Raw genomic sequence first — 23,181 nt, 5'->3', positions numbered from 1 at the left:
TTCAATGAGCAACACTTCTTCACCGTCATCATCTGCCGAAAAAACGGTGCATTTAGGCCAAAGCTACCTGAGCCTTGAACAAGTGGTCGCAGTCGCCAAAGGCGCAACGGTCAAACTAGCGGATGCTGCAGACTATGTTGAATATATTCAAAAAGGTGCCCGTTTCATCGACAGTTTGCTGCATGAAGAAGGCGTAGTATATGGCGTCACCACAGGTTACGGCGACTCCTGCACAGTCAATGTCAGCTTAGACTTAGTCCATGAATTACCACTGCATTTAACCCGTTTTCATGGTTGTGGTTTAGGTGATGTATTCAGCCCAATGCAAGCCCGCGCGATTATGGCTTGCCGCTTAAACTCATTGGCGGTGGGTAAGTCAGGTGTCAGTTATCTGCTACTGCAGCGCATTGAATGGCTACTCAATAATGATATTACCCCGGTAATTCCTCAAGAAGGTTCGGTTGGCGCCAGCGGCGATTTAACCCCGCTATCTTATCTTGCCGCAGTACTTGTTGGCGAACGTGAGGTGATATACCAAGGTAAACGCCAAGCGACCAAAGATGTTTATCTGAAATTCGGCATAATGCCATTAACCCTGCGCCCTAAAGAAGGCCTCGCGTTAATGAATGGCACCGCGGTGATGACAGCACTCGCCTGTTTAGCCTATGACAGATCGCAGTACTTAACTCGCTTATCAAGCCGTATTACTGCCATGGCATCGTTAACGCTTAAAGGCAACGCAAATCATTTTGATGAAATTTTGTTTGCCGCCAAACCCCACCCAGGACAAAACCAGATTGCCAGTTGGATCCGCGAAGATCTAAACCATCATGCGCATCCACGTAATTCTGACCGCTTACAAGACCGCTATTCTATACGCTGTGCACCGCACATCATTGGCGTACTGCAAGATGCTTTACCCTTTATGCGTCAGTTTATTGAAACCGAACTCAATAGCGCTAACGACAATCCGATTGTCGATGCCGAGGGTGAACATATCCTCCATGGCGGTCACTTTTATGGCGGCCACATTGCCTTTGCCATGGATGCGATGAAAAATGCGGTGGCCAATATCGCCGACTTAATTGATCGTCAAATGGCCTTAGTCATGGACCCTAAATTTAACAATGGTTTACCGGCTAATTTATCTGCCGCAGAAGGCCAACGTCGCGCCATTAACCATGGCTTTAAAGCGGTACAAATCGGTGTTTCAGCTTGGACTGCTGAAGCATTAAAAAATACCATGCCTGCCAGTGTGTTTTCACGCTCAACTGAATGCCACAATCAAGACAAAGTGAGCATGGGCACCATTGCCGCTCGCGACTGCATGCGGATATTACAACTGACTGAACAAGTCGCTGCCGCCGCATTACTGGCCATGAGCCAAGGTATTCAGCTGCGGGTGATACAGAAAGAATTGGACCCTAATTCGCTAACACCTTCACTTGCCACCACACTGGCTCAAGTCAGTGAAGATTTTGAACTGCTAACCGAAGACCGTCCATTAGAAGCAGTACTACGCCAAACAGTAGACAAAATTCAACTGGGTCTGTGGGAGGTGTGTTAAATGAAAGGTTTATTACTCACAGAAATGGAAATGGTGATCCCGTTTCACGATGTCGACTCGATGGGCATTACTTGGCACGGTAATTACTTACGCTATTTTGAGGTTGTGCGTTGTCAATTACTGGATAAACTCGGTTATAACTATCGCACTATGCAAGAGTCCGGTTATGCATGGCCCATTGTCGATGTGCAAGTAAAGTATGTTAAAAGCAGCACCTTTGACCAAAAAATCAAGGTTATTGCCGCCATTGTTGAATGGGAAAACCGCTTACGCATTAACTATCAAATTGTTGATGCCGACACCAACGCACGCATCACCAAGGGCTATACCATTCAAGCTGCAGTTGAGATTGCTACCCAAGAATTATGCTTTGTTACTCCAGAAGTGTTTCAGCAAAAAATTCGCCCATTACTCGATGCGAGCCAAGTGTAATGAGTGCCCGCAGCAGAGTATTTTTGAGCCTATTTACTGGCATATTTATTAGTGTATTGGCGCGAGTAAGCAGCATCATTATGTTGTGTTGCCTGTGTATTGCGGCCACCTCAGCTAACGAACGTCCACCAGCAAGAAATAATCAAACACTTACTCCAGAGCTGACACAGCCAAAGCCTCAAGCTCTGACCAAAGATCAATTAGCAGATATTCAGACTCTGTATACTCAACCAGCCAGCACTGAGGCCCTCAGCGCGCTAGCGCAACGACTGAATCTACAACTTGATACTCGTGGTCAGTTTGTTCAATTACGCCATTTACAGGTGCTTAAAAAGCCCTTACTCAGCCAAGGACAGTTTATATTTAGTCCAACGCAAGGATTGGTATGGCAGCAGCAACGTCCGTTCAACACCTTGATGGTGCTTAAAGATCAGCAGTTGATCCAACAAAACAGCCAAGGCAAAATTCAACACTTTAGTTCTAGGGCTAATGGCAACCCGATTGCACAGCAATTACCGCGTTTATTACAAGCCATTATGGCGGGCGATATTGCTGCTTTAAGTGCCGATTTCAACTTATTTATGCCTGCAACTCAGTTAGCAACTCAGCCCGAAACTCAGCCCGAAAATAGGTCATGGCAACTGGGCCTGCAAGCTAAAGACCCACAAGTGCAATCGTCTATGGGTAACATTACCCTCAGCGGCGATACGCTTATACGTTCATTAATCATGATCAGTAACCAAGCGGATGTTCGCGACTATACCCAAATTCAATTTACCCAGACCCAACAAGGGCAACTGAGTGAAGCTGAACTGGCGCTTTTTAGTCTTGGAAATGAGTCCGCTAAATAATGCAGCCCATATCGCTAACCGCGTTGTTATCTCCTATTGGGCGTTTTGTCTTATGGGTATTATTGCTACTGACAATGTTAGTCACTGGCTTAATACAATGGCAACAGGGCGCGCATATTCAAACTGATATTTTGGCGATGTTGCCGCATTTACAACAAGACAAACTCACTGAAACAGCATTAAACAGAGTTGAACAGCAACTCGCTAACCAAGTGTATATTGCAATAAAAGCCGATGACGACAACCAAGCTATCAGTGCCGCACAGCAACTGATGGATGCACTAGATAAACAGCCACAACAGCCCTTTATTCACATTCGTAGCGGCGCGGATGATCATCTGCAAGACTTGGGTAAAGTGTATTTCGAACATCGCTTTACCCTACTCACTACCGAGCAAGCTAAAGCGATTGAAACAGATAATTGGCGCCAACTGCTTAACGCGGCCCAAAATCAACTTTATAGCGCATTTGGTTTTGCCAACAGCCAGCTGCTCAGCAATGATCCGTTACTGATGTTTCCAGCCAACTTACTGGCGTTATCACCTAATAGTGCGCTGCGTAGCCAACAAGGCATTTTACTCACCGATACTACCGATGGTGTGGCTGCGATTATCATGGCCAAAGGGCGCGACAGTGCTTTTAGCCCGACCGCTCAGCAACAGCAAATTCAAGCATTAGATGCTGCATTTAGCCAAGTGACTCTGCATGTCCCCGATGTCAGTTTCCTTAAAGCTGGTGCGCTTTTTCATGCGATTGCCGCCACCGAATCAGCCAAACAAGAAATCAGCCGAATTGGCTTAATTTCCATGTTAGGGATCATCTTATTAGTCTGGTTGGCCTTTCGGTCGATTATGCCGTTATTTGCCGCACTACTGACGTTAACCACTGGGGTGGTGTTTGCGTTTGTCGCCACCTTAAGTATTTTCGGTGAGTTGCACTTACTCACATTAGTGTTTGGCACCAGCTTAATTGGTGTCGCCATTGATTACAGCTTTCACTTTTATTGTGAAAAACAAGCTCACCCTAATAACAACGCCAGTGACACTTTAAAGCAGATTTTTCCGGCGCTCACTCTCGCACTTGCTACCAGTGCCAGTGCCTTTATCGCCATTGGCTTTACGCCATTCCCGGGAATGCAACAAGTGGCCGTATTTTGTGCTGCTGGGTTAATTGGTGCATACCTAACGTTGTTATTGGTGTTTCCATTACTGGGTAACCATGCGCTTAAACCAACGCCAGGATTAACCCTCGCCCAAGGTTATTTGGCGCTATTACAACGTATTTTCACCCCGAATAAATTGTGGCAAAAAATAGCTATAGCGGCTTTGCTCATTGGTTTGGCAACAATATTGTTTTTCGGTTTGTCACAAACGGATTCTAACGATGATATTCGTCAGCTACAGCAAAGCCCTGAAGCCATCACCACCGAAGAGAACCAACTACGGCAACTGCTCAGCGGCGGCACCGATAACCAATTTATTTTAGTCAGTGGTCCCAATGAACAAGCTTTATTACAAACGTTAGAGCAACTGACACCAGTACTGGATAAAGCCATAACTGATGCTGAGTTAGACCAAGCTATCAGTCTCAGCCGCTTTATGCCCAGCATTGCCAAACAACAACAAAACTATCAGTTACAGCAACAGCTTTATGGGCAACATTTAGACGAGATAATCAGTGAAATGGGTCTCGATGACAATATAAGCACCAGTCTAATGGCACAACTTAATCAAGCCGAATCACAATGGTTAACCCCAACCATGGTACTAGCCCAAGCCAATGATGATTTACAGACGTTATGGCTTGGCGCGATCACAACAACCGATCAAACCCAGCAATTTGGCGCCATAGTATTACTCGGTGGCATCCACTCATTAGCCTCTCTTGAACAACGATTGACTGAGCATGAATGGCCTTTAGGGCAAGTTCGGTTAATCGATAAGGTCGGTGATATATCCCATTTAATGGGCAAGTATCGCCAACTAACATTACAGCTATTGATGTGGGTATTTGCTTTAGCCAGCCTACTGTTTAGCATTAAATACGGTATTAAGTTGGCATTCGCTATCGTCGCTGTCCCCGCTTTATCAGTACTGCTCACGCTAGCTTGTTTAGGGCTTGTCGGCTCGAGCATTAGCTTGTTTCACGCCTTAGCGCTTATTTTGGTGTTAGGCATTGGTATCGATTACAGCCTATTTTTTGCCGAGGCCAAGCACACCAGTCGCGGAGTGATGATGGCAATCTTTATGTCAGCCTGTTCAACACTATTAGCTTTTGGTTTACTGGCGCTGAGTCAAACCCATGCTATTCACTTTTTCGGTTTAACGCTTCTTTTTGGGATCAGTTTTTCATTTTTACTGGCACCGTTTATTTCATTTATTACTAGGAAAACTGTAAATGCCATCTAGTCATTCACATACAGTCAGCAACATGGACGTTGACGTTGCCATCATTGGTGCAGGCCCTTCTGGCGCCATTGCCGCAAGCCTTTTACGCCAACAAGGTCATCAGGTTGTTGTTATTGAAAAACAGCATTTTCCACGTTTTTCGATTGGCGAAAGTTTACTGCCTTGTTGTATGCAATTTCTCGAACAAGCAGGCATGCTGGACGCCGTTAATCAGGCTGGATTTCAATTTAAAAATGGCGCAGCATTTCAACACCTAGGGCGATACACCACCTTCGACTTTACCGATAAATTTACCCCAGGCCCTGGGACTACGTTTCAAGTTCAACGGGCGGATTTTGATAAACTTCTAGCCGACACAGCTATCAGCCAAGGGGTTGAGATCCGTTTTGGTCATCAAGTTGATGCGATTGATTTGACTCATAATCCTCGCTTAACGGTAACGAATGACCGAGGTGCACAATATCAAATGAATGCTAAATTTGTGCTCGATGCTAGTGGTTTTGGCCGAGTATTACCGCGATTACTGAATTTAGAACAACCATCAAATTTACCGCCACGCAGCGCCATTTTCACCCATATTGAAGACAACATTAGCGATCCCCATTTTGATCGTAATAAGATCTTAATCAGTGTTCATCCTCAACATAAGGATATCTGGTACTGGTTAATCCCTTTTAGCAATAACCGTTGCTCAATTGGCGTGGTGGCTGAGCCACATTTACTCGAGCATTTATCCGGTAGCCTTGAACAACAATTGTTAGCGGTGATTAATGAAGAGCCTGAGCTACAGCAGTTGCTGAGTAATGCCAATATTGTTCAGCCTTGTGCCACGCTCAAAGGTTATTCGGCTAATGTCACCACCTTAGCAACCAATCAGTTTGCTTTACTGGGTAATGCTGGCGAGTTCCTTGACCCAGTATTTTCATCAGGGGTGACAATTGCCATGCAGTCAGCATCAATGGCGGTTGCCAGTTTGAATAAACAACTTAATGGCCAAACAGTTGATTGGGATAGCGAATACTCTGCGCCATTAATGCAAGGAGTTAACACCTTTAGAACCTATGTCCAAGCTTGGTATGACGGACGCTTTCAAGATGTCATTTTCTATCAACAAGCTGACAACAAGATTAAACAAATGATCTGCTCAATTTTAGCAGGTTACGCTTGGGACATGAGCAACCCGTTTGTAAAAGAGTCCGAACGACGCCTCAATACCATTGTTGAATTATGTCAGGAGCCAAAGCCCAATGTTGCTTAATCTGCTGGGGCGTTCTGCGGGGATTATATTGCGTCGCGTGGTGGCGCTATTACTGCTAAGCCTATTAAGTGCTTGTAGCCAACAAATCGAGCGGCAAACTTGTGTCCCACTCGCCAGTGAAGCACAATATTGCCTAAGCTCAGCCTCTGCGCTGTTAACAACGTCATCGCAGCAAGACATCAGCTTAAGCCAAATGGTCAGCTTTACCCATGGGCAAGAAAATCATGAGTTATTAACCCAGCTGGAGCTTAATTCACTACAGATGACGTTAGTGGGATTAGCGCCACTTGGGCAAGCATTATTCACGTTGGTGTACGATGGCCAAACCCTGCAAAGTCAGCAAAGCCTGTTATTAGGTGAGCAATTTAAAGCAGAGTATTTAATGGCAATAATGCAGTTGATTTACTGGCCAACGGAGCAAGTTAATCAACATTTAACCGGCGGTGAATTAGTCACTATGGCATGTGATATGCCGTTATGTAAGCAACTTATTGATGCCAGTGGAGCCTTAATCACGATAACGTATAGCGATATCGACCCGTGGTTAGCGCAAGTGAATGTAGACATCGATGCCGCCGATATTCATATGCAAATAAACCCAATTGACTAACTAATTGACTAACTGATTGAATAACAGATTGATAAACAAGTGCTCCAGCATAATCCAATAAACCGAGATAAATAGGCCATCAAACTAAACATGAACAGTCGCATAGCAATAACTCACATCGGATTGTGTACACCTCTTGGCAACTCGCCAGAAGAGGTGCTGCCGCGTCTCATTAGCGGTGATATCAGTGCTATGCAATGGCGCGATAATTTATTGTTCGATGCGCCTACATTAGTCGGTTGCGTCGATGACAAACGGTTAATAGAAATTGCCGATCATCTGAGTTTATTTGCTTGCCGTAATAATCGTTTATTAAACACTGCCGCCCAGCAACTTGTGCCCGCAATAGAGCAAGCTAAGCAGCGTTTTGGTTCCCATCGCATCGGAGTGGTTTTAGGCACCAGCACCTCTGGCATTTCCAAAGGCGAAGCGGCATTAAAGTATCAGCTTGAACATGGCCATTTCCCCCCGAGTTACCATTACTCGCAGCAGGAACTGGGTAGCCCCAGTGATTATTTAAAACAGTTGTTTGAACTGTCAGGCCCTTGTTATACCGTATCTACAGCGTGTTCATCGAGTGCAAAAGTGTTTGCCAGTGCTCAGCGGTTACTCAATGCGAATATGTGCGATATGGTAATTGTGGGGGGTGTAGACAGTTTGTGTCAGTTAACCGTTAATGGCTTTGCCGCATTAGAATCGGTATCCAAAGGCCATTGCAATCCGTTTAGTCGCCATCGTGATGGAATTAATATTGGTGAAGGGGCTGCTTTATTTACTTTAGAGCGTGGCCAAAGTGACGTCATGTTGGCGGGGATCGGCGAGTCTGCCGATGCTCATCATATTTCAGCACCACACCCGCAAGGATTAGGTGCTATTGCCGCTATGCAACAAGCCCTGGCAGAAGCCAACATTGCTGCCGAAAAAATCGATTATCTCAACCTCCACGGTACCGCTACTCCCAAAAATGATGCCATGGAATCGCGTGCGGTCACTGCAGTATTCAGCCATTCATCACCAGCCTGCAGCTCAACCAAGCCGCTCACGGGCCATACTTTAGGCGCAGCTGGCGCGATTGAAGCTGCCTTTTGTTATTTGTTATTAAGCCCACTTAACCATGAAAAGCGTTTGCCGCCGCACATCTGGGATGGGCAGCAAGATACTAATGACCCGAATATCGCTCTCGTTAGTGCCAACAACAATACTGGCCTTAGCCAACTCAACTTTATTATGAGCAATTCATTTGCCTTTGGCGGCAGTAATGCCAGCCTGATTTTTTGTCGAAAGGATGCCTAGTTCCATGTCAATAGTCACTGCAACGCCGGCGATGTTAGCGCAAGATATAAGTACTTTTATTCCGCATCGAGCACCGATGATCTTGATTGATAATGTCTTAGAACATCGCCCAGACTGCTTAATCACCGCAACCCATATTAGCCCTAATAGTGCCTATTTCGACGCTCAACTCAATGGCGTGCCTAATTACGTTGGCATCGAGTATATGGCCCAAAGTATTGCTGCATTAGCGGGTGTTGAAGCCTTACTGTGCGACGATACTATCCGAGTCGGTTTTTTACTCGGCACCCGCAAACTGCAAATGCATATCGACACCTTTACCTTAGGTGAGTCTTATCGCACCCAGGTGACTCGGCTGTACCAGGAAGAGTCTGGATTAGCGGTATTTGACTGCCAAATTTATCATCACCAAACGTTAGTGGCGGCAGCTAATGTCAATGTATTCCAACCACAAGACACCCAAGCCTATATTGATGAAAGCCAAGCTGACGGCTAAGCATGATCAACAAACCTTTTGACACCCCATTGGAGTTCCTCGAATCAATCACGGAGAGACATTTTGAATAATAGAGTATTAGTTACCGGTTCAAGCCGAGGAATAGGCAAAGCCATCGCAATTAAATTAGCCGAGAATGGTTTCGATATTGCGCTGCACTTTCACAGCAATCATGCTGCCGCAGCGCAAGTACAAAAAACCTTATTAGATCTTGGTGTGCAGGTTAGTTTACTGCAATTTGATATTGCCGACCGCCAAGCGGTCAAGCTTGCTATCGAAACGGACATTGCCGAAAATGGTGCCTATTATGGCGTTATTCTTAATGCGGGTATTAATCGCGACACCGCCTTCCCTGCGATGACCGAAGATGAATGGGACAGTGTGATCCACACTAACCTTGATGGTTTTTATAATGTTATCCATCCTACAGTGATGCCAATGGTGCAAGCACGTAAAGGCGGACGTATTATCACCCTAGCCTCAGTGTCAGGCATTGCAGGTAATCGTGGCCAAGTGAACTACAGCGCATCAAAAGCGGGAATTATTGGCGCAACTAAAGCCTTGTCGCTTGAGTTAGCTAAACGAAAAATTACCGTCAATTGTATCGCACCAGGGTTGATTGAAACCGACATGGTCACAGATATTTCAACTGATATTGTCAACCAAATAGTGCCGATGAAACGCATGGGCAAACCCAGTGAAATAGCCGGGCTAGCTAACTTTTTATTATCAGACGATGCCGCCTACATAACTCGTCAAGTGATCTCCGTTAACGGAGGCATGATATGAAGCGTGTAGTCGTTACCGGTATGGGCGGGATTTCCGCATTAGGCCAAGACTGGCAACAAATTAAAGCCAGCCTATTAGCCAAACACAACTGCGTTATTCGTATGGATGAATGGGATCGTTACCCAGGTCTAAATACTCGACTGGCAGCGCCAGTGACTGATTTTTCTTTACCTGCCCATTATTCACGTAAAAAGATCCGCTCTATGGGGCGAGTATCCATGATGGCGACACGAGCCAGTGAATTAGCGCTTGAAGATGCAGGTTTGTTGAACGACCCCATCCTTAATTCCGGTCAAGTTGGCGTTGCTTACGGTTCATCTACAGGCAGTACCGATCCAATTATGGGCTTTGGTGACATGTTAAAAACGGGCGAAATGTCGGGGTTAACCGCCACCAGTTATATCCGCATGATGGCCCACACTACCGCGGTTAATATTGGGGTGTTCTTTGGCCTGCAAGGCCGTATTCACACCACCAGCAGTGCCTGTACCTCTGCCAGTCAAGGCATTGGCTATGCTTATGAAGCGATTAAATATGGCATGCAAACCATTATGCTCGCGGGCGGCGGTGAAGAGCTTTGTCCTACTGAGGCGGTGGTATTTGATACTTTGTATGCCACCAGCACCCAAAATGAAACTCCAGAGCTAACGCCACGCCCATTTGACCAGAGCCGCGATGGTTTGGTTATCGGTGAAGGTGCTTGTACTTTGATATTAGAAGAGCTTGAACATGCTCAAGCCCGTGGTGCAAATATTTATGCTGAGTTGGTTGGTTTTGGCACCAACTCAGATGGCCAACACGTCACTCAACCCAATGCTAATACCATGGAAGTAGCGATTCGTTTAGCCTTAAAAGATGCCCAACTATCGGCACAAGACATCGGTTATATCAGTGCTCATGGCACCGCTACTGATCGCGGTGATATAGCTGAAACTGCCGCGACTCATGCAGTATTTGGCACAGAAACGCCAATATCGTCATTAAAGAGTTATACCGGTCATACCCTAGGAGCCTGTGGTTCATTGGAAGCATGGACTAGTATTAACATGATGAATGAAGGCTGGTTTGCACCAACACTCAATCTTAATCATGTCGACCCAGAATGCGCCCCGCTCGATTACATTAAAAACGATATTCGTCATATCGACACCGACTATATTATGAGTAATAACTTTGCTTTTGGTGGCATTAATACTTCATTGATTTTTAAACGTTGGCGTTAATCATATAAGGGTATAGCTCCTTTGCAGCCATATAATGCAGGCGAAAGCGATGCTTTCGCCTGTGTTTTTACACCTTGTAAGCCGCAGCTTTGGCTTGATAGTCTTGAGTAATCCGTTTCATTTCTACCGCGCCACCAGCCAGCTTTTGAACTTGCGCCGATAAAAGTACAACGGCTTGGGCGTTATCCAAAATCTCCGCACCTATTTGAGTCAATCTATCTGCTTGTTGTTGTGTACCATTTGCCACATTGTGGCTCAAGGTAGCCACTTGACCTATTTGGGCAGAACGTTGCTCAAGTCCTTGAGCAATGCTACTGGTGTGGACTACATTTTGCGTCGTACGTTGCTTGCCTTGATCCATCGACTCAACGGTTTTTAGCATGCTGACATTTAAACGACTCAGTACTTTTTCAATACCATCGGTAGACTGACTGGTACGCTTTGCTAAAGTGCGAACTTCATCTGCCACAACGGCAAAACCACGGCCACTCTCACCCGCTCTAGCCGCTTCAATCGCCGCATTCAACGCAAGTAAGTTAGTTTGATCTGAAATACTGCGAATGGCCTGCAACTGTGTGGTAATAGCACTAACATCAGTGGTTAAATCAGTCATTGATTCAGTTACTTCAGTCATATTAGTTTCTAGCGCCTGCATGTCTTTCATAATGCTTAATGCATTCTGGCGATCGCCAAGACTTGAGGTTGCCCCCTCTCTTGCTTGATCCGCTGAAATTTGGCTGTCATGAGCCATTTGCTGAAAACTGTCAATAACATGTTGAGTCGATTCGGCAATCAATCGCGCTTGGTTATTTTGCTGTTGTACCGCATGTTGAGCTTGATCGCTCAGGCTCATTAAGTTGTCGGAAGTACTTGCCATTTTCACAGCAATATCGCGATAGTCGTTAAACAATTGCGACAACTCTTCCAGCATCAAATTAAAGGACATTTCTGCCTGAGTATCGGCTGAAGGTAACCGAATCGATAAATCTTTATGCTGTGAAATATGTTGAATTGCACCAGCAATACGTTGATTGGCAACTGAGTCTGCACGCATAAATAAGGCAATACGAATTAAAATACCGGTTTCAGTTACGGCAAACAGCGCATGAACAATCATGATGCTCCAGCTACACTCGCCAGCAAAAATCATCACTGGCGTATCAAATAGTTCAACACCTTGTAATTGGATATAAGTCATTAAGACGTGATGTATCGCCACGGTCAACAAAGCGGCCACTAACGGCTGCCAACGCAGGTAAATAAGAAATATCCCCATGGTAGCAAAGATATGAAAGTGCATTTCAATCATGCCCATTTGGCTTTGAACTAATAGCCCCGATACTGTCATCATAATCACAGCTGCCACAATGCCAAACAACTCAGTACCTTTTAGCAAAACATAACTGAGCTGTGATATTACCAATACTGCTATCGCGGCGGTGATACTAAATGTCAGCATTTTAGCGCCGATAAAACCACTCGCTGCTAGCAGTGGAGCCTGCAGCAACAATAATCGATATATATATGAATCATTTTTTTTAAGCAGTGTTACTGTTTGATTATCATTCATACATATCCCTAGTGTTGAGTTGAAATAATATGGTTTAGGTCGATGAGCATTTTGGATGTTGAAAGCTGCTTAGCAGTGTAAATACGCGCGATTTTTCCGTAAAGGTCCAACAAAAATAGATTACCTACATGATTTATAGTTGCGAGTTGTCGATTGATATTGTCAGATAAGCGTAACTCAAGTTGATGTAAATCTGACTCGGACAATGACGCACTGACAAAACGTTTAGATCGTGCATCGATCACCGCTTGGCGCACGGCTAATGTGTCGTTATCAGGATCGATAGTCACAAACATAAATTGAACCTCAGCTTTATTTATCGAAGCATCCTGCTCTATTCGTTGCTCAAGTTGATCTAATTGCTCAATGCGTATTGGACAAATTTCTGAGCACAACAAAAAGCCTAAAAATAAGTAGGTATATGTTCCCGCGGACGCAGGGTACTGGTGAACTTGTTGATTAACGTCTTGCCACCGAAAATGAATCTGTTGGCCGTCATTTCCGGTAATGCCATAAGCCTCTGTATCTGAAGCCCACTGATTGATCAGCATCAATATAGGCATAAGACTCAAAGCGAGCAAGATTAATACTGACGCGATGACAATTTTTCTGAGTTTCATAAAAAATAAATGACAGTATGACGGCTTTTCAACGGTAAACCCGTAGGCTTTTGTTAATGAAACTACATTTTTGAAAAGTAAAATTGGCATCAATCTAGATACTTGTTTTATTAATTATACGCAGTAAATACTTTTTTGGATTAATAAAATAACAACAAAACACAAAATAAAAAAACGCTTAATGAACCTTTAAATGTCAAAGGTTCATTAAGCGTTAACTATACGAATTCGTGGCGTTATCTAAACATCTATAAAATGATTAGAGTGCTATTGCATCAATATCAAGCTTAGCTTGGCTAATACCTGCTTCGGCTGCATCTGGGCCCATATTTAATGATTCAGCATAAATGGTTTCGACGTTGTTAATTCCAATGAAGCCCAACACAGTTGTTAAGTAAGGTACAACATGATCTGTAGACCCGCCTTTATGCGCTCCACCACGAGTCGTCACAATAATGGCACGCTTACCTTTGATTAATCCAACGGGTCCGGTATCGGTGTAAGTAAACGTTACACCGGCACGAGCAATAAAATCGATCCAATTTTTTAACGTTGTCGGTATGCCAAAGTTGTACATCGGCGCTGCGATAACAATGGTGTCATGATCGTTAATTTCAGCGACTAATTCATTCGATAGTGCCACTGCAGATAATTGACGTTCGGAAAGATTATCGCCGCCACGTAAACCAGAAGCTAGCTCACCATCTAACATTGGCAAGGTATTTTTACCTAAATCACGCACTGTCATTTGTGCACCTTTACTGCTCCATTGCTGATTTAAATAATCAACTAATGCTGAAGACTGTGAATAACTGCCTAGAATGCTTGATTTTAAAATTAATACTTTTGCCATTGTTAAGTCTCACCCATATGTTTGTTGGGTCATATGCTATGTGCCTGACCAATGCAGCTAGTATATTGACCTATAAAAAAGAATAATAGCGCAATAATTATGCAATTATATTCGATAAAATCGAAATATATTCACTTGTTCAACGCGAATATGTTAATCAACGCGACCATTTTTTGGCGGTAAAGACACAAATTGGCCGGTAAACGTAGCACACATAATGTCATCACAATATAACGCCACTTCTAAGGTGATTTTGACTCGCCGGCCTCGGTTTAATGGGTTCAAATCAGTATAGGGCCAAATAACTTTGGCATAGGGCTGTTTAGTCACCGGTTTTAAATACCTGACTTTTGCATCAGCTAATACAATATCACCATGGGCTTGTGACAATTGCTGCTGTAACCACACCATTCCCCAGCCTGTTAATGTCATTAAGGTATAAATACTGCCAGCAAACATGGTGTGATGTAAGTTAACGTTGGGCTCTAAAGGTGCAGTGACTTGTAGGCTATCTCCATTAAACAACACTGGTTTAATGGCCATAAATTGACTAACAGGAATCGTACTATGCCAAGTTTCACACAAGGTCTGCAGTAAAGCATTGACCTTGGCATCTGATTGCGCTTCTGTGAATGAAATATCAAACATAACGGCATCCCTCCGATGATGACTGGTTAACCTCTACTGACAATAATAGAATGGTAATAAATTAAGGCCTTATACCTGCAGATTAAAGGTCACTGGGCCATCATTGACCAACTCGACCTGCATATCTGCACCAAATTGTCCTGTCTGTGTCATAACCCCTTGTTGGCGACAATATTCGACAAAAGCCAAATAAAGGCGATCGGCTTGTTCAGGAGTTGCAGCGCTCGAAAAACTGGGTCTTAAGCCTTTGCCGGTATCTGCTGCTAAGGTAAATTGCGACACCACCAATAATTGTCCACCGACTTGAGCCAGATTAAGATTCATTTTTCCGTTTTCATCACTAAACACCCGATAATTAATGACTTTTGTAGCTAACTTAACCATTTTATCAATATTATCTTCGCGCTCTATGCCTAGTAATACTAACAAGCCTTGGTCAATTTTACCGACTATTGTATTGTCGACCGCCACTGACGCGCGTTTAACTCGTTGAATTAATGCAATCATAACTGCCTTAAACTATGCTATTTGATGATGCTTATTGAAGAAAATAAAACAAGCCCAACTGAGAGACCACAGGTAGCAACATAACTTGCTACTTGTGGCCCATACAGACTAGTTGTTACTGAATACATTGGCGTAGAACACCAATGCCACTTAAGATTTATCAGACGACGAAATGGATTTATCGACCACTAGAGGATCGTGCACATTATTCAGATTCTGGCTTTTAGTCTCAGTCTCTGTAAAAATTTCAGCTTTAAGATCATCCGCTATGACCGCTAAACTTTCCAAATACTCTGGCAGTGCGGCAGTAATTTCTGCACCGAGTAATACAATCATCCACGATAAATATACCCATACAAATAAAATCGGCACTACTGCCAGTGCACCATAAATGGCTTCATAACTCGGAAATTGGGTCACATAAAACGCAAAACCCTTTTTGCCTGCTTCAAATAATACCGCTGCTACAATCGCTCCCAATAGAGCATGTAAAAAATGGATTTTCTTGTTAGGCACGACCATATACAGCAGTAATATAGATGCCACAGAAAACAGCAATGGTAGACGCTCAACAATCCACGGGACTAATCCAGACAACTCACTGCCTGTTACCACCTCTAATGAAACAACATAAGAGGTGGCCACTAAACTTGCACCAATGAGTACAGGACCTAGAGTTAACACCATCCAGTACATCGAAAATGACACCACGTAAGAGCGCTTTTCGGTAATTCGCCAAATGTTATTCAATGCTTTATCGATAGCTGAAATCAGCATAATGGCAACAAACACTAACGCAACAATACCGACAAAGGTGCCTTTAGATGCATTAGCGACAAACTCGTTGATATGCACTTGCACCGTATCACCCGCTGCAGGTATAAAATTATTATATATAAAGCCTTCAATATTGCCGCGAATACCTTTAAACACCGGAAAGGCCGATAACATCGACATGGTGACAGCCAACATAGGCACCAATGACAACAAGGTCACATAGGCCAAATGACCTGCTCGTATATTAATTTGGTCTTCAGCAAGCCGTTGTTTGAGATGGAGTAGAAACTGCCAAATCCCACTAAAAAAAGCCGCAATAGGGCTGTAATCAAACTTTTTGGGCATAATAATCCTTATTTCATACCATGTTAGTGGAGATAACATTTGTATTAAGTCACTAACTTCGTACAATGTTATAACATATTAGTCATCGAATAATGGAGCAAATTGATGTCACAACAAGGTTCGGCGGGTAATATACTCGCAGCTGTCGCGAGCTTATTTTTCCCAGGCCTAGGTCAGCTTTTACAAGGGCGTATATTAGCGGCTTTGTTATTCTTCTGCATTACTGCTGTTTGCTATTTCTTTTTTGTGTTGGTCATCCCAGCCATTATCGGTGGTTTATTCCATTTATGGAGCATCATCGACGCAGCAAAATTTAAATCAGGCAGTTAACTCATAAGGTAGTTAACCTCAACGAGGACACTTTTCGCCTCACACAATAAAAGAGACACATTGATGAAAAAATGGATATCACTGGCACTATTAAGTAGCAGTTTACTGTTGAGCGGTTGTCAAAGCGCCTATTACGGTGCAATGGAAAAAGTCGGCTACCACAAACGCGACATTATGGTCGATAGAGTTCAAGAGGCTAAAGAGTCGCAGGAAGAAGCACAAGAGCAATTTAGCTCTGCATTGGAAGAAATGCAGGCGCTTTTGGCATTTGATGGTGGCGATTTAGAAGATGCTTATAATAAAGCGAAAGATGAATATGAGTCTGCTCAATCTGCAGCAGATGAAGTGAGTCATCGCATCGAGAAAGTCGAAGATGTCGCGGATGCATTATTTGACGAATGGCAAACTGAAATCGAAGAAATCAGCAAAGCCAGTTTACGTCGTAACAGCACCAGCAAGCTCAATGAAACCAAGCGTTCATATAAAACGCTAGTGAGAAGCATGCGTCGTGCAGAAGCAAAAATGCCACCCATTCTAACTGCGATGAAAGATAATATGCTGTATTTAAAACATAACCTAAATGCGCAGGCTATTGGTGCAATTAAAGGTGAGTTTGCCAATTTACAGACTGATATCTCTAGCCTGATTAAAGAAATGAACAAATCGATTGCCGAATCGAACAAGTTTATTGCCTCAATGGAACAAGGTTAAACCTTACCTAACCTATCAACTTAACGCCCTTAGCGGTAACCTATGCTGTCATAGTCTATGACGGCCTAGGTGCTGCTTTTGGGTATTTATATGTGCCTATTTGCGTATTTGTGCTTATTCGATCGGTGACTGGTCCACTGGCAATGCCGTACGGCTAAATATTTGCTTCAAAACTACTGTAGTTTCAATGCTGGCGACAAACTTGAGGTTGCCGAGCGATTTTTTGATAAATTGCTCATAAGAAACCAAATCTTTGGCGACTATTTTGAGCATATAATCATAAGATCCAGTTACCACGGCGCATTCCATCACTTGAGGTAATTGTGCCATGGTTGACTCAAATAACGCTGTCGATTGATCAGTATGTTCCGTTAAGCGTATCGATGTATAAACCACAACATTAAGACCCACTTTAAAAGGGTCAACTTGGGCACCATAGCCTAAAATCACTTTATCTTGTTCAAGCTTTTTGACTCGTCGTAAACAAGGAGTATCCGACATATTAACCTTATCGGCTAATTCAGAAACAGCCATCCGGCCCTGACGTTGTAAAATTTCTAATAGCTTGAGGTCTTTCTTATCCATTGAACAAATCGCTTTTTAGTGAGTGATTAACGGTATAAATATCATATTCCTGAGTGAAATCCTCTACAAATTTACGTTAATCACAAATATTTCAAGCAAATGGGAGCCACAAAACAATAAATGCCATAAAGTTAACATGGCATTTGTCTAAAGAGGGTAATTTGAGGTGATACTCGCGAATAACAAGAGCACTTAACACTCGTCAATATCGACGACAACTAAAGGTGACTCTCCTGCAACTTGTGGCTGAGAGTATCTAATTTCACATTTATTCGCAGCATAATCCGCATTAGGACGAATACGTAACCCGCTTCGATTATTAACATCGTATGTTGTGATGTTAAATTCACCACCGCTACCGTTGTCGGCAATGTTAATCATCCTGATGATACCTGCTGAGGTATGACGCGGATATCCGTAAGCTAGAGTCACTGATTGGCCTTGTACTGTAATACTATTGCCCAAACCATTACTGGCTCCAGGGGCCGTTTCATCGCAACTGGCGCTTATCACGCAAGCTGAATAGACCAAAGTTTTACCGCTGTTAATTGCTGCTGCAACACCCTGCATACTGCTCGCGTAAGCATTACTTTTTAAATCGATAAATTTCGGAGCAACCACGACAGCAAGAATGCCTAAAATAATAATCACTACCACAAGTTCTATTAAGCTAAACCCTTGCGGCTTACGCCACGAAAAACAACCATGATTAAATGAGCATGTATGTATCAATTTAGACATCCTGCAGCCAAATAAAAAATAACATTAATCTCTATTCTAAAATATTAATCAGCCAGTATCACCTGACTTTTGCCGGCATGTTTAGCCTGATACATCGCAACATCAGCACGATGGATTAAGCTATCTGTATCGCTATCAACACCATTATAAATGGCAGCGCCAATACATGCACTAATGATTAAAGAATGTGAGCCTATTTGAAAAGGTTGTTTGATCAGTTTAAGAACACTGTTGGCAGTGGCCATAACAGCGTCACTGTCGATATCATTCGGTAAAAGTAATACAAACTCGTCACCACCATAACGCGCAAGAATTTCACTCGGAAACAAATACTTACTTACCTGTTGACCAATTTTGACTAACAAAGCATCGCCAATGCCGTGCCCGTAAGTATCATTAATGACTTTGAATCCATCGAGATCGATAAAAAGGATTGAGAACGGCTGTTTTTTATCCCGTAAACGCTCAGTTGCCTGCCTGTTCGACAACCGATTAGCGAGTCCAGTCACCACATCATGATTGGCTAAATGTAACGCTTTAGTTTTGGCAATAACTAAATCTGCAGTGCGATCTCTGACTCGTTGAGATAACTCTTCACGGCTGTTTATCACCTCTTCTGACATTTGCTGAAAACTATCATTCTCACCTCTTTTGAGCAAAAAAAAACCCGATAATCAATTATCGGGTTTTTTATTGGTTTGCTTGTTTAAGCAATTGTATTCAAGAATTACAAGCTGTAGTACATCTCAAACTCAAGTGGGTGAGTAGTACGTGCAACACGTTCTGCTTCAGCCGTTTTAAGTTGGATATAAGACTGGATAAAGTCTTCGCTGAATACGCCGCCTTTAGTCAAGAACTCATGGTCAGCTTGTAAATGTTCAAGTGCGTTTTCTAATGACGTTGCAACCTGTGGAATTTCAGCAGCTTCTTCAGGAGGTAAGTCATATAAATCTTTATCCATTGCTTCACCTGGGTGGATCTTGTTTTGAATACCATCAAGACCAGCCATAAGTAATGCTGAGAAACCTAAGTATGGGTTTGCATGTGGATCAGGGAAACGCGCTTCGATACGACGGCCTTTAGGGCTTGGTACCACTGGAATACGAATTGAAGCACTGCGGTTACGTGCAGAATATGCAAGCATTACAGGCGCTTCAAAATGTGGCACTAAACGCTTGTAAGAGTTAGTGCTTGGGTTAGTGAACGCATTCAATGCACGAGCATGCTTAATAATGCCGCCAATGTAATAAAGCGCTAAATCACTCAAACCAGCATACTTATCACCTGCGAATAAGTTTACGCCGTCTTTAGCTAAAGACTGATGCACGTGCATGCCGCTACCGTTGTCACCAACGATTGGTTTTGGCATAAATGTCGCTGTCTTACCATAAGCATGCGCCATGTTATGAACAACGTATTTTAGAATTTGAATTTCATCAGCTTTCTTAGTCAACGTGTTGAAACGTGTTGCGATTTCGTTTTGACCCGCTGTTGCTACTTCGTGGTGATGCGCTTCAACTACTTGACCCATTTCTTCAAGTACTAAACACATTGCCGAACGTAAATCTTGTGAAGAATCAACTGGTGCAACTGGGAAATAACCACCTTTCACCATTGGACGGTGACCCGTGTTACCTTCTTCATAGCTCTTAGCCGAGTTCCATGATGCTTCTTTTGCGTCAATCTTAACAAAACAACCTGACATGTCGGTACCAAAACGGACATCGTCAAATAAGAAGAACTCTGGCTCTGGACCAATCAATACTGTGTCAGCAATACCAGTAGAAATTAGGTAAGCTTCAGCTTTTTTAGCAATTGAACGTGGGTCACGATCATAACCTGTCATAGTACCAGGTTCTAAAATATCACAACGAATAAGCGCTGTTGTTTCTTCTGTGAAAGGGTCTAATACGAAAGTGGTTGGATCTGGCATTAGCACCATGTCAGATTCATTAATGCCTTTCCAACCTGTAATTGAAGAGCCATCAAACATTTTACCGTCTTCAAAGAAATCTTCATTTACTTGATGAGAAGGAATAGAAACGTGCTGCTCTTTACCTTTAGTGTCGGTAAAGCGTAAGTCTACAAACTTAACTTCTAACTCTACAAGTTGTTTTAAAACTGATTCAACTGACATTCTCAAGCCTCCGGTAGGGTAAAGGGTTGTCCCTTAAATAATCTTGCTATTCGCCAGATGATGCACCTGGAAAACGAATCTTTTCATAATTATCAGCAATAAAGCGATATTCATGCCAGATCGCTAACTAATTGATTTTATGAAGATGAGAAAGTTTCCAAATCTTCTAAACCATAACCTTGCACCAACCTCGTGCATCACTATGTTTCATCATGGTGCAAAAGTCCATAATGGTGCGTCATGTTAATGTTGCTGTTTTAGCCAATGTCACAGTTTTGTCTTACACCATGGTTATGCTTCATATATATACGTTTTATGCTGTTTATTAATCCATAGCAAGCGATAGATTTACAAGTGTTCAAAAATAATCCTATCTACAAAAGCTGCTGTGAAGTAGAATGGCACGCTTTTTTACAGTAGCTATAATCTATAACTACTGTTAGATCCTTTTTTTTTATTTGCTGGTTTAGAGGTTTATCCGTGCTAGAGAATTTACGTAACATCGCCATTATTGCCCACGTTGACCATGGCAAAACAACCTTGGTTGACAAAATGTTGGCGCAGTCAGGAACCCTTGCATCTCGTGGAGAAGCTACTGAGCGGGTTATGGATTCTAACGATCTTGAAAAAGAACGTGGGATCACCATTCTGGCAAAGAACACTGCCATCCAGTGGAACGACTACCGTATTAATATCGTAGATACTCCTGGCCACGCCGATTTCGGTGGTGAAGTTGAACGCGTTCTATCTATGGTTGACTCAGTATTATTGTTGGTTGATGCAGTTGATGGCCCAATGCCACAAACTCGCTTTGTAACCAAGAAAGCATTCGCTCAAGGCCTTAAGCCAATTGTTGTTATCAACAAAATTGACCGTCCAAGTGCTCGTCCAGATTGGGTTATTGACCAAGTATTCGATTTATTCGTTAACTTAGGTGCCACTGACGAACAACTAGATTTCCCAATCGTTTATGCTTCGGCATTAAATGGTTTTGCAACGTTAGATCCAGATGTAGCAAGCGATGATATGACGCCGCTATTCCAAACTATCGTTGAGAAAGTAGCTTTCCCAGATGCTGATGCAGAAGCTCCATTCCAAATGCAAATTTCTCAAATCGATTATAACTCATACGTGGGTGTTATCGGTATTGGCCGTATTACTCGTGGTAGCGTTAAGACTAACCAACAAGTGACCATTATTGGCGCTGACGGTAAGACACGTAACGGTAAAATGGGCCAAGTATTAGGTTACATGGGTCTTGACCGTACTGAAGTGCCAATTGCAAATGCTGGTGACATCGTTGCTATTACAGGTTTAGGCGAGCTTAAAATCTCTGATACTATCTGTGCAGTGAATGCAGTAGAAGCAATGCCACCGTTAACTGTTGATGAACCAACACTAACGATGACATTCCAAGTAAACACTTCTCCGTTCGCGGGTAAAGAAGGTAAGTATGTTACTTCACGTAACATTCTTGAACGTTTACAGACTGAATTAGTTCACAACGTAGCACTTCGCGTTGAAGAAACAGAAAGTCCAGACCGTTTCCGCGTTTCAGGTCGTGGTGAATTACACTTATCGATTTTAATTGAAAACATGCGTCGTGAAGGTTATGAATTAGCCGTATCTCGTCCAGAAGTTATTCTAAAAACAATCGATGGTGAGCTACATGAACCATACGAAACTGTAACAGTTGACGTTGAAGAAGATCATCAAGGTACCGTAATTGAAAAATTAGGTGTTCGTAAAGGCGAAATGAAAGACATGCAGCTTGATGGTAAAGGTCGTGTACGTATCGACTTCGTTATCCCAAGCCGTGGCTTAATTGGTTTCCAAACCGAATTCTTAACAGCAACATCTGGTACTGGTCTAATTTATCATTCATTTGATCACTACGGTCCACACAAAGGTGGCGATATTGGTCAACGCGCTAACGGCGTATTGATTTCAAACGCAACAGGTAAAGCACTAACATTCGCTCTATTTGCTTTGCAAGACCGTGGTCGTATGTTTATTGGTCACGCTGCTGAAGTGTATGAAGGTCAAGTAGTGGGTATTCATGCTCGCTCTAACGATTTGACAGTAAACTGTTTGAAAGGTAAGCAGCTAACTAACATGCGCGCATCAGGTACTGATGAAGCACAAGTATTGACTACGCCTATCACATTGACTCTTGAGCAAGCTCTTGAATTCATCGATGATGATGAATTAGTTGAAGTAACTCCTAAGAACATCCGTGTTCGTAAGAGATTCTTAACTGAGAATGAGCGTAAGCGTAATAACCGCAGTTAATTACCATCAATGAGTGGCAACGTCTGCCACTCATTGAGACCTAAAAAGCCCAGATGCATGCATCTGGGCTTTTTGTTGTCTAGTCTATACAGGCTAAAAGCGAAAGGCCTAGGACGCTGCGCTGCTAGTACGCTCCGC

At 43.2% G+C, this 23,181-nt stretch carries 23 protein-coding genes; 13 read left to right on the top strand and 10 right to left on the bottom strand.

Features of this window, described 5'->3' with window-relative positions; genetic code table 11:
* The first annotated feature begins 4 nt into the window (after positions 1–4).
* The 10 genes from AAEY97_RS03810 (at position 5) to AAEY97_RS03765 (ending at position 10,927) form a co-directional block, all read left to right on the top strand.
* The gene (locus tag AAEY97_RS03810) at positions 5–1,567 is read left to right on the top strand and encodes an HAL/PAL/TAL family ammonia-lyase (protein WP_350996713.1); all 1,563 of its coding nucleotides are present in this window, start codon (positions 5–7) and stop codon (positions 1,565–1,567) included.
* Positions 1,568–1,999, top strand: coding sequence for an acyl-CoA thioesterase (locus tag AAEY97_RS03805; protein ID WP_350996711.1), 432 nt, complete (start codon positions 1,568–1,570; stop codon positions 1,997–1,999).
* On the top strand, positions 1,999–2,850 hold the full coding sequence (locus AAEY97_RS03800; RefSeq protein ID WP_350996709.1) for an outer membrane lipoprotein carrier protein LolA: 852 nt from the start codon (positions 1,999–2,001) through the stop codon (positions 2,848–2,850). Before AAEY97_RS03805 ends, AAEY97_RS03800 begins: the two co-directional genes overlap by 1 nt.
* Positions 2,850–5,258 carry an MMPL family transporter gene (locus AAEY97_RS03795; RefSeq protein ID WP_350996706.1) on the top strand — a complete coding sequence of 803 codons (2,409 nt, stop codon included), beginning with the start codon at positions 2,850–2,852 and terminating at the stop codon, positions 5,256–5,258. The genes AAEY97_RS03800 and AAEY97_RS03795 overlap by 1 nt, the downstream gene beginning before the upstream one ends.
* Positions 5,248–6,516 (top strand): NAD(P)/FAD-dependent oxidoreductase, encoded by a 1,269-nt coding sequence (locus AAEY97_RS03790; RefSeq protein WP_350996703.1) that lies wholly within the window; start codon positions 5,248–5,250, stop codon positions 6,514–6,516. The genes AAEY97_RS03795 and AAEY97_RS03790 overlap by 11 nt, the downstream gene beginning before the upstream one ends.
* Positions 6,506–7,126: a DUF3261 domain-containing protein gene (locus AAEY97_RS03785; RefSeq protein ID WP_350996700.1), complete on the top strand. Its 621-nt coding sequence runs from the start codon at positions 6,506–6,508 to the stop codon at positions 7,124–7,126. The genes AAEY97_RS03790 and AAEY97_RS03785 overlap by 11 nt, the downstream gene beginning before the upstream one ends.
* Before the next feature lie 90 nt (positions 7,127–7,216).
* Complete coding sequence (locus AAEY97_RS03780) at positions 7,217–8,419, top strand: beta-ketoacyl-[acyl-carrier-protein] synthase family protein (RefSeq protein WP_350996698.1); 1,203 nt, start codon at positions 7,217–7,219, stop codon at positions 8,417–8,419.
* A 4-nt stretch (positions 8,420–8,423) separates the two neighbouring features.
* The gene (locus AAEY97_RS03775; protein WP_350996695.1) at positions 8,424–8,915 is read left to right on the top strand and encodes a hotdog family protein; all 492 of its coding nucleotides are present in this window, start codon (positions 8,424–8,426) and stop codon (positions 8,913–8,915) included.
* Positions 8,916–8,978: 63 nt separating this feature from the next.
* Positions 8,979–9,704 (top strand): 3-ketoacyl-ACP reductase FabG2, encoded by a 726-nt coding sequence (locus AAEY97_RS03770; protein WP_011635828.1) that lies wholly within the window; start codon positions 8,979–8,981, stop codon positions 9,702–9,704.
* Positions 9,701–10,927 (top strand): beta-ketoacyl-ACP synthase, encoded by a 1,227-nt coding sequence (locus AAEY97_RS03765; RefSeq protein ID WP_350996687.1) that lies wholly within the window; start codon positions 9,701–9,703, stop codon positions 10,925–10,927. Before AAEY97_RS03770 ends, AAEY97_RS03765 begins: the two co-directional genes overlap by 4 nt.
* A gap of 67 nt (positions 10,928–10,994) precedes the next feature.
* On the opposite strand, the gene AAEY97_RS03760 is transcribed toward AAEY97_RS03765, so the two are convergent.
* The 6 genes from AAEY97_RS03760 to AAEY97_RS03735 form a co-directional block, all read right to left on the bottom strand.
* Positions 10,995–12,497 carry a methyl-accepting chemotaxis protein gene (locus AAEY97_RS03760; protein ID WP_101084950.1) on the bottom strand — a complete coding sequence of 501 codons (1,503 nt, stop codon included), beginning with the start codon at positions 12,495–12,497 and terminating at the stop codon, positions 10,995–10,997.
* Between the two features lie 8 nt (positions 12,498–12,505).
* On the bottom strand, positions 12,506–13,117 hold the full coding sequence (locus tag AAEY97_RS03755; protein ID WP_350996683.1) for an SCO family protein: 612 nt from the start codon (positions 13,115–13,117) through the stop codon (positions 12,506–12,508).
* Between the two features lie 259 nt (positions 13,118–13,376).
* Entirely contained in the window at positions 13,377–13,970 is a 594-nt protein-coding gene (locus AAEY97_RS03750; protein WP_350996680.1) for an FMN-dependent NADH-azoreductase, read from the bottom strand.
* 153 nt (positions 13,971–14,123) lie between these two features.
* On the bottom strand, positions 14,124–14,618 hold the full coding sequence (locus tag AAEY97_RS03745) for a thioesterase domain-containing protein (protein ID WP_335692101.1): 495 nt from the start codon (positions 14,616–14,618) through the stop codon (positions 14,124–14,126).
* A gap of 69 nt (positions 14,619–14,687) precedes the next feature.
* Entirely contained in the window at positions 14,688–15,125 is a 438-nt protein-coding gene (gene dtd / locus AAEY97_RS03740; RefSeq protein WP_101084946.1) for a D-aminoacyl-tRNA deacylase, read from the bottom strand.
* A 150-nt stretch (positions 15,126–15,275) separates the two neighbouring features.
* Positions 15,276–16,247 (bottom strand): virulence factor BrkB family protein, encoded by a 972-nt coding sequence (locus tag AAEY97_RS03735; protein WP_101084945.1) that lies wholly within the window; start codon positions 16,245–16,247, stop codon positions 15,276–15,278.
* 105 nt (positions 16,248–16,352) lie between these two features.
* Here AAEY97_RS03735 and AAEY97_RS03730 point away from each other — a divergent pair, with 105 nt between their 5' ends.
* Complete coding sequence (locus tag AAEY97_RS03730; RefSeq protein ID WP_101084944.1) at positions 16,353–16,577, top strand: hypothetical protein; 225 nt, start codon at positions 16,353–16,355, stop codon at positions 16,575–16,577.
* 63 nt (positions 16,578–16,640) lie between these two features.
* Positions 16,641–17,288, top strand: a complete 648-nt coding sequence (locus AAEY97_RS03725) for a DUF2959 domain-containing protein (protein WP_011635819.1) — start codon at positions 16,641–16,643, stop codon at positions 17,286–17,288.
* 114 nt (positions 17,289–17,402) lie between these two features.
* On the opposite strand, the gene AAEY97_RS03720 is transcribed toward AAEY97_RS03725, so the two are convergent.
* The 4 genes from AAEY97_RS03720 to glnA all read right to left on the bottom strand — a co-directional run bounded on the left by AAEY97_RS03720 (position 17,403) and on the right by glnA (position 20,751).
* Positions 17,403–17,873, bottom strand: coding sequence for an Lrp/AsnC family transcriptional regulator (locus AAEY97_RS03720; protein WP_101084943.1), 471 nt, complete (start codon positions 17,871–17,873; stop codon positions 17,403–17,405).
* Positions 17,874–18,065: 192 nt separating this feature from the next.
* A complete protein-coding gene (locus tag AAEY97_RS03715; RefSeq protein ID WP_162022113.1) occupies positions 18,066–18,614 on the bottom strand; it encodes a type II secretion system protein in 549 nt (182 codons plus the stop codon).
* A 44-nt stretch (positions 18,615–18,658) separates the two neighbouring features.
* A complete protein-coding gene (locus AAEY97_RS03710) occupies positions 18,659–19,273 on the bottom strand; it encodes a diguanylate cyclase domain-containing protein (protein WP_350996675.1) in 615 nt (204 codons plus the stop codon).
* Positions 19,274–19,341: 68 nt separating this feature from the next.
* The gene (gene glnA / locus AAEY97_RS03705) at positions 19,342–20,751 is read right to left on the bottom strand and encodes a glutamate--ammonia ligase (RefSeq protein WP_101084941.1); all 1,410 of its coding nucleotides are present in this window, start codon (positions 20,749–20,751) and stop codon (positions 19,342–19,344) included.
* 480 nt (positions 20,752–21,231) lie between these two features.
* On the opposite strand from glnA, the gene typA reads away from it, so the two are divergent.
* A complete protein-coding gene (gene typA, locus AAEY97_RS03700) occupies positions 21,232–23,043 on the top strand; it encodes a translational GTPase TypA (protein ID WP_101084940.1) in 1,812 nt (603 codons plus the stop codon).
* Positions 23,044–23,181 lie beyond the last annotated feature (138 nt).

Origin of the sequence: Shewanella sp. TB7-MNA-CIBAN-0143 (assembly GCF_040310065.1) — a bacterium.
Lineage (GTDB): Bacteria > Pseudomonadota > Gammaproteobacteria > Enterobacterales > Shewanellaceae > Shewanella.
Note: the sequence above shows the minus strand (reverse complement) of the source record. Positions and strands in the feature narration are given on the sequence as shown.

What these genes read in the sequence shown, in the direction of transcription:
- AAEY97_RS03810 (WP_350996713.1), top strand. Translation starts at nt 5, where the DNA reads ATGAGCAACACTTCTTCACCGTCATCATCTGCCGAAAAAACGGTGCAT.
- AAEY97_RS03805 (WP_350996711.1), top strand. Translation starts at nt 1,568, where the DNA reads ATGAAAGGTTTATTACTCACAGAAATGGAAATGGTGATCCCGTTTCAC.
- AAEY97_RS03800 (WP_350996709.1), top strand. Translation starts at nt 1,999, where the DNA reads ATGAGTGCCCGCAGCAGAGTATTTTTGAGCCTATTTACTGGCATATTT.
- AAEY97_RS03795 (WP_350996706.1), top strand. Translation starts at nt 2,850, where the DNA reads ATGCAGCCCATATCGCTAACCGCGTTGTTATCTCCTATTGGGCGTTTT.
- AAEY97_RS03790 (WP_350996703.1), top strand. Translation starts at nt 5,248, where the DNA reads ATGCCATCTAGTCATTCACATACAGTCAGCAACATGGACGTTGACGTT.
- AAEY97_RS03785 (WP_350996700.1), top strand. Translation starts at nt 6,506, where the DNA reads ATGTTGCTTAATCTGCTGGGGCGTTCTGCGGGGATTATATTGCGTCGC.
- AAEY97_RS03780 (WP_350996698.1), top strand. Translation starts at nt 7,217, where the DNA reads ATGAACAGTCGCATAGCAATAACTCACATCGGATTGTGTACACCTCTT.
- AAEY97_RS03775 (WP_350996695.1), top strand. Translation starts at nt 8,424, where the DNA reads ATGTCAATAGTCACTGCAACGCCGGCGATGTTAGCGCAAGATATAAGT.
- AAEY97_RS03765 (WP_350996687.1), top strand. Translation starts at nt 9,701, where the DNA reads ATGAAGCGTGTAGTCGTTACCGGTATGGGCGGGATTTCCGCATTAGGC.
- AAEY97_RS03760 (WP_101084950.1), bottom strand. Translation starts at nt 12,497, where the DNA reads ATGAATGATAATCAAACAGTAACACTGCTTAAAAAAAATGATTCATAT.
- AAEY97_RS03755 (WP_350996683.1), bottom strand. Translation starts at nt 13,117, where the DNA reads ATGAAACTCAGAAAAATTGTCATCGCGTCAGTATTAATCTTGCTCGCT.
- AAEY97_RS03750 (WP_350996680.1), bottom strand. Translation starts at nt 13,970, where the DNA reads ATGGCAAAAGTATTAATTTTAAAATCAAGCATTCTAGGCAGTTATTCA.
- AAEY97_RS03745 (WP_335692101.1), bottom strand. Translation starts at nt 14,618, where the DNA reads ATGTTTGATATTTCATTCACAGAAGCGCAATCAGATGCCAAGGTCAAT.
- dtd (WP_101084946.1), bottom strand. Translation starts at nt 15,125, where the DNA reads ATGATTGCATTAATTCAACGAGTTAAACGCGCGTCAGTGGCGGTCGAC.
- AAEY97_RS03735 (WP_101084945.1), bottom strand. Translation starts at nt 16,247, where the DNA reads ATGCCCAAAAAGTTTGATTACAGCCCTATTGCGGCTTTTTTTAGTGGG.
- AAEY97_RS03730 (WP_101084944.1), top strand. Translation starts at nt 16,353, where the DNA reads ATGTCACAACAAGGTTCGGCGGGTAATATACTCGCAGCTGTCGCGAGC.
- AAEY97_RS03725 (WP_011635819.1), top strand. Translation starts at nt 16,641, where the DNA reads ATGAAAAAATGGATATCACTGGCACTATTAAGTAGCAGTTTACTGTTG.
- AAEY97_RS03720 (WP_101084943.1), bottom strand. Translation starts at nt 17,873, where the DNA reads ATGGATAAGAAAGACCTCAAGCTATTAGAAATTTTACAACGTCAGGGC.
- AAEY97_RS03715 (WP_162022113.1), bottom strand. Translation starts at nt 18,614, where the DNA reads ATGTCTAAATTGATACATACATGCTCATTTAATCATGGTTGTTTTTCG.
- glnA (WP_101084941.1), bottom strand. Translation starts at nt 20,751, where the DNA reads ATGTCAGTTGAATCAGTTTTAAAACAACTTGTAGAGTTAGAAGTTAAG.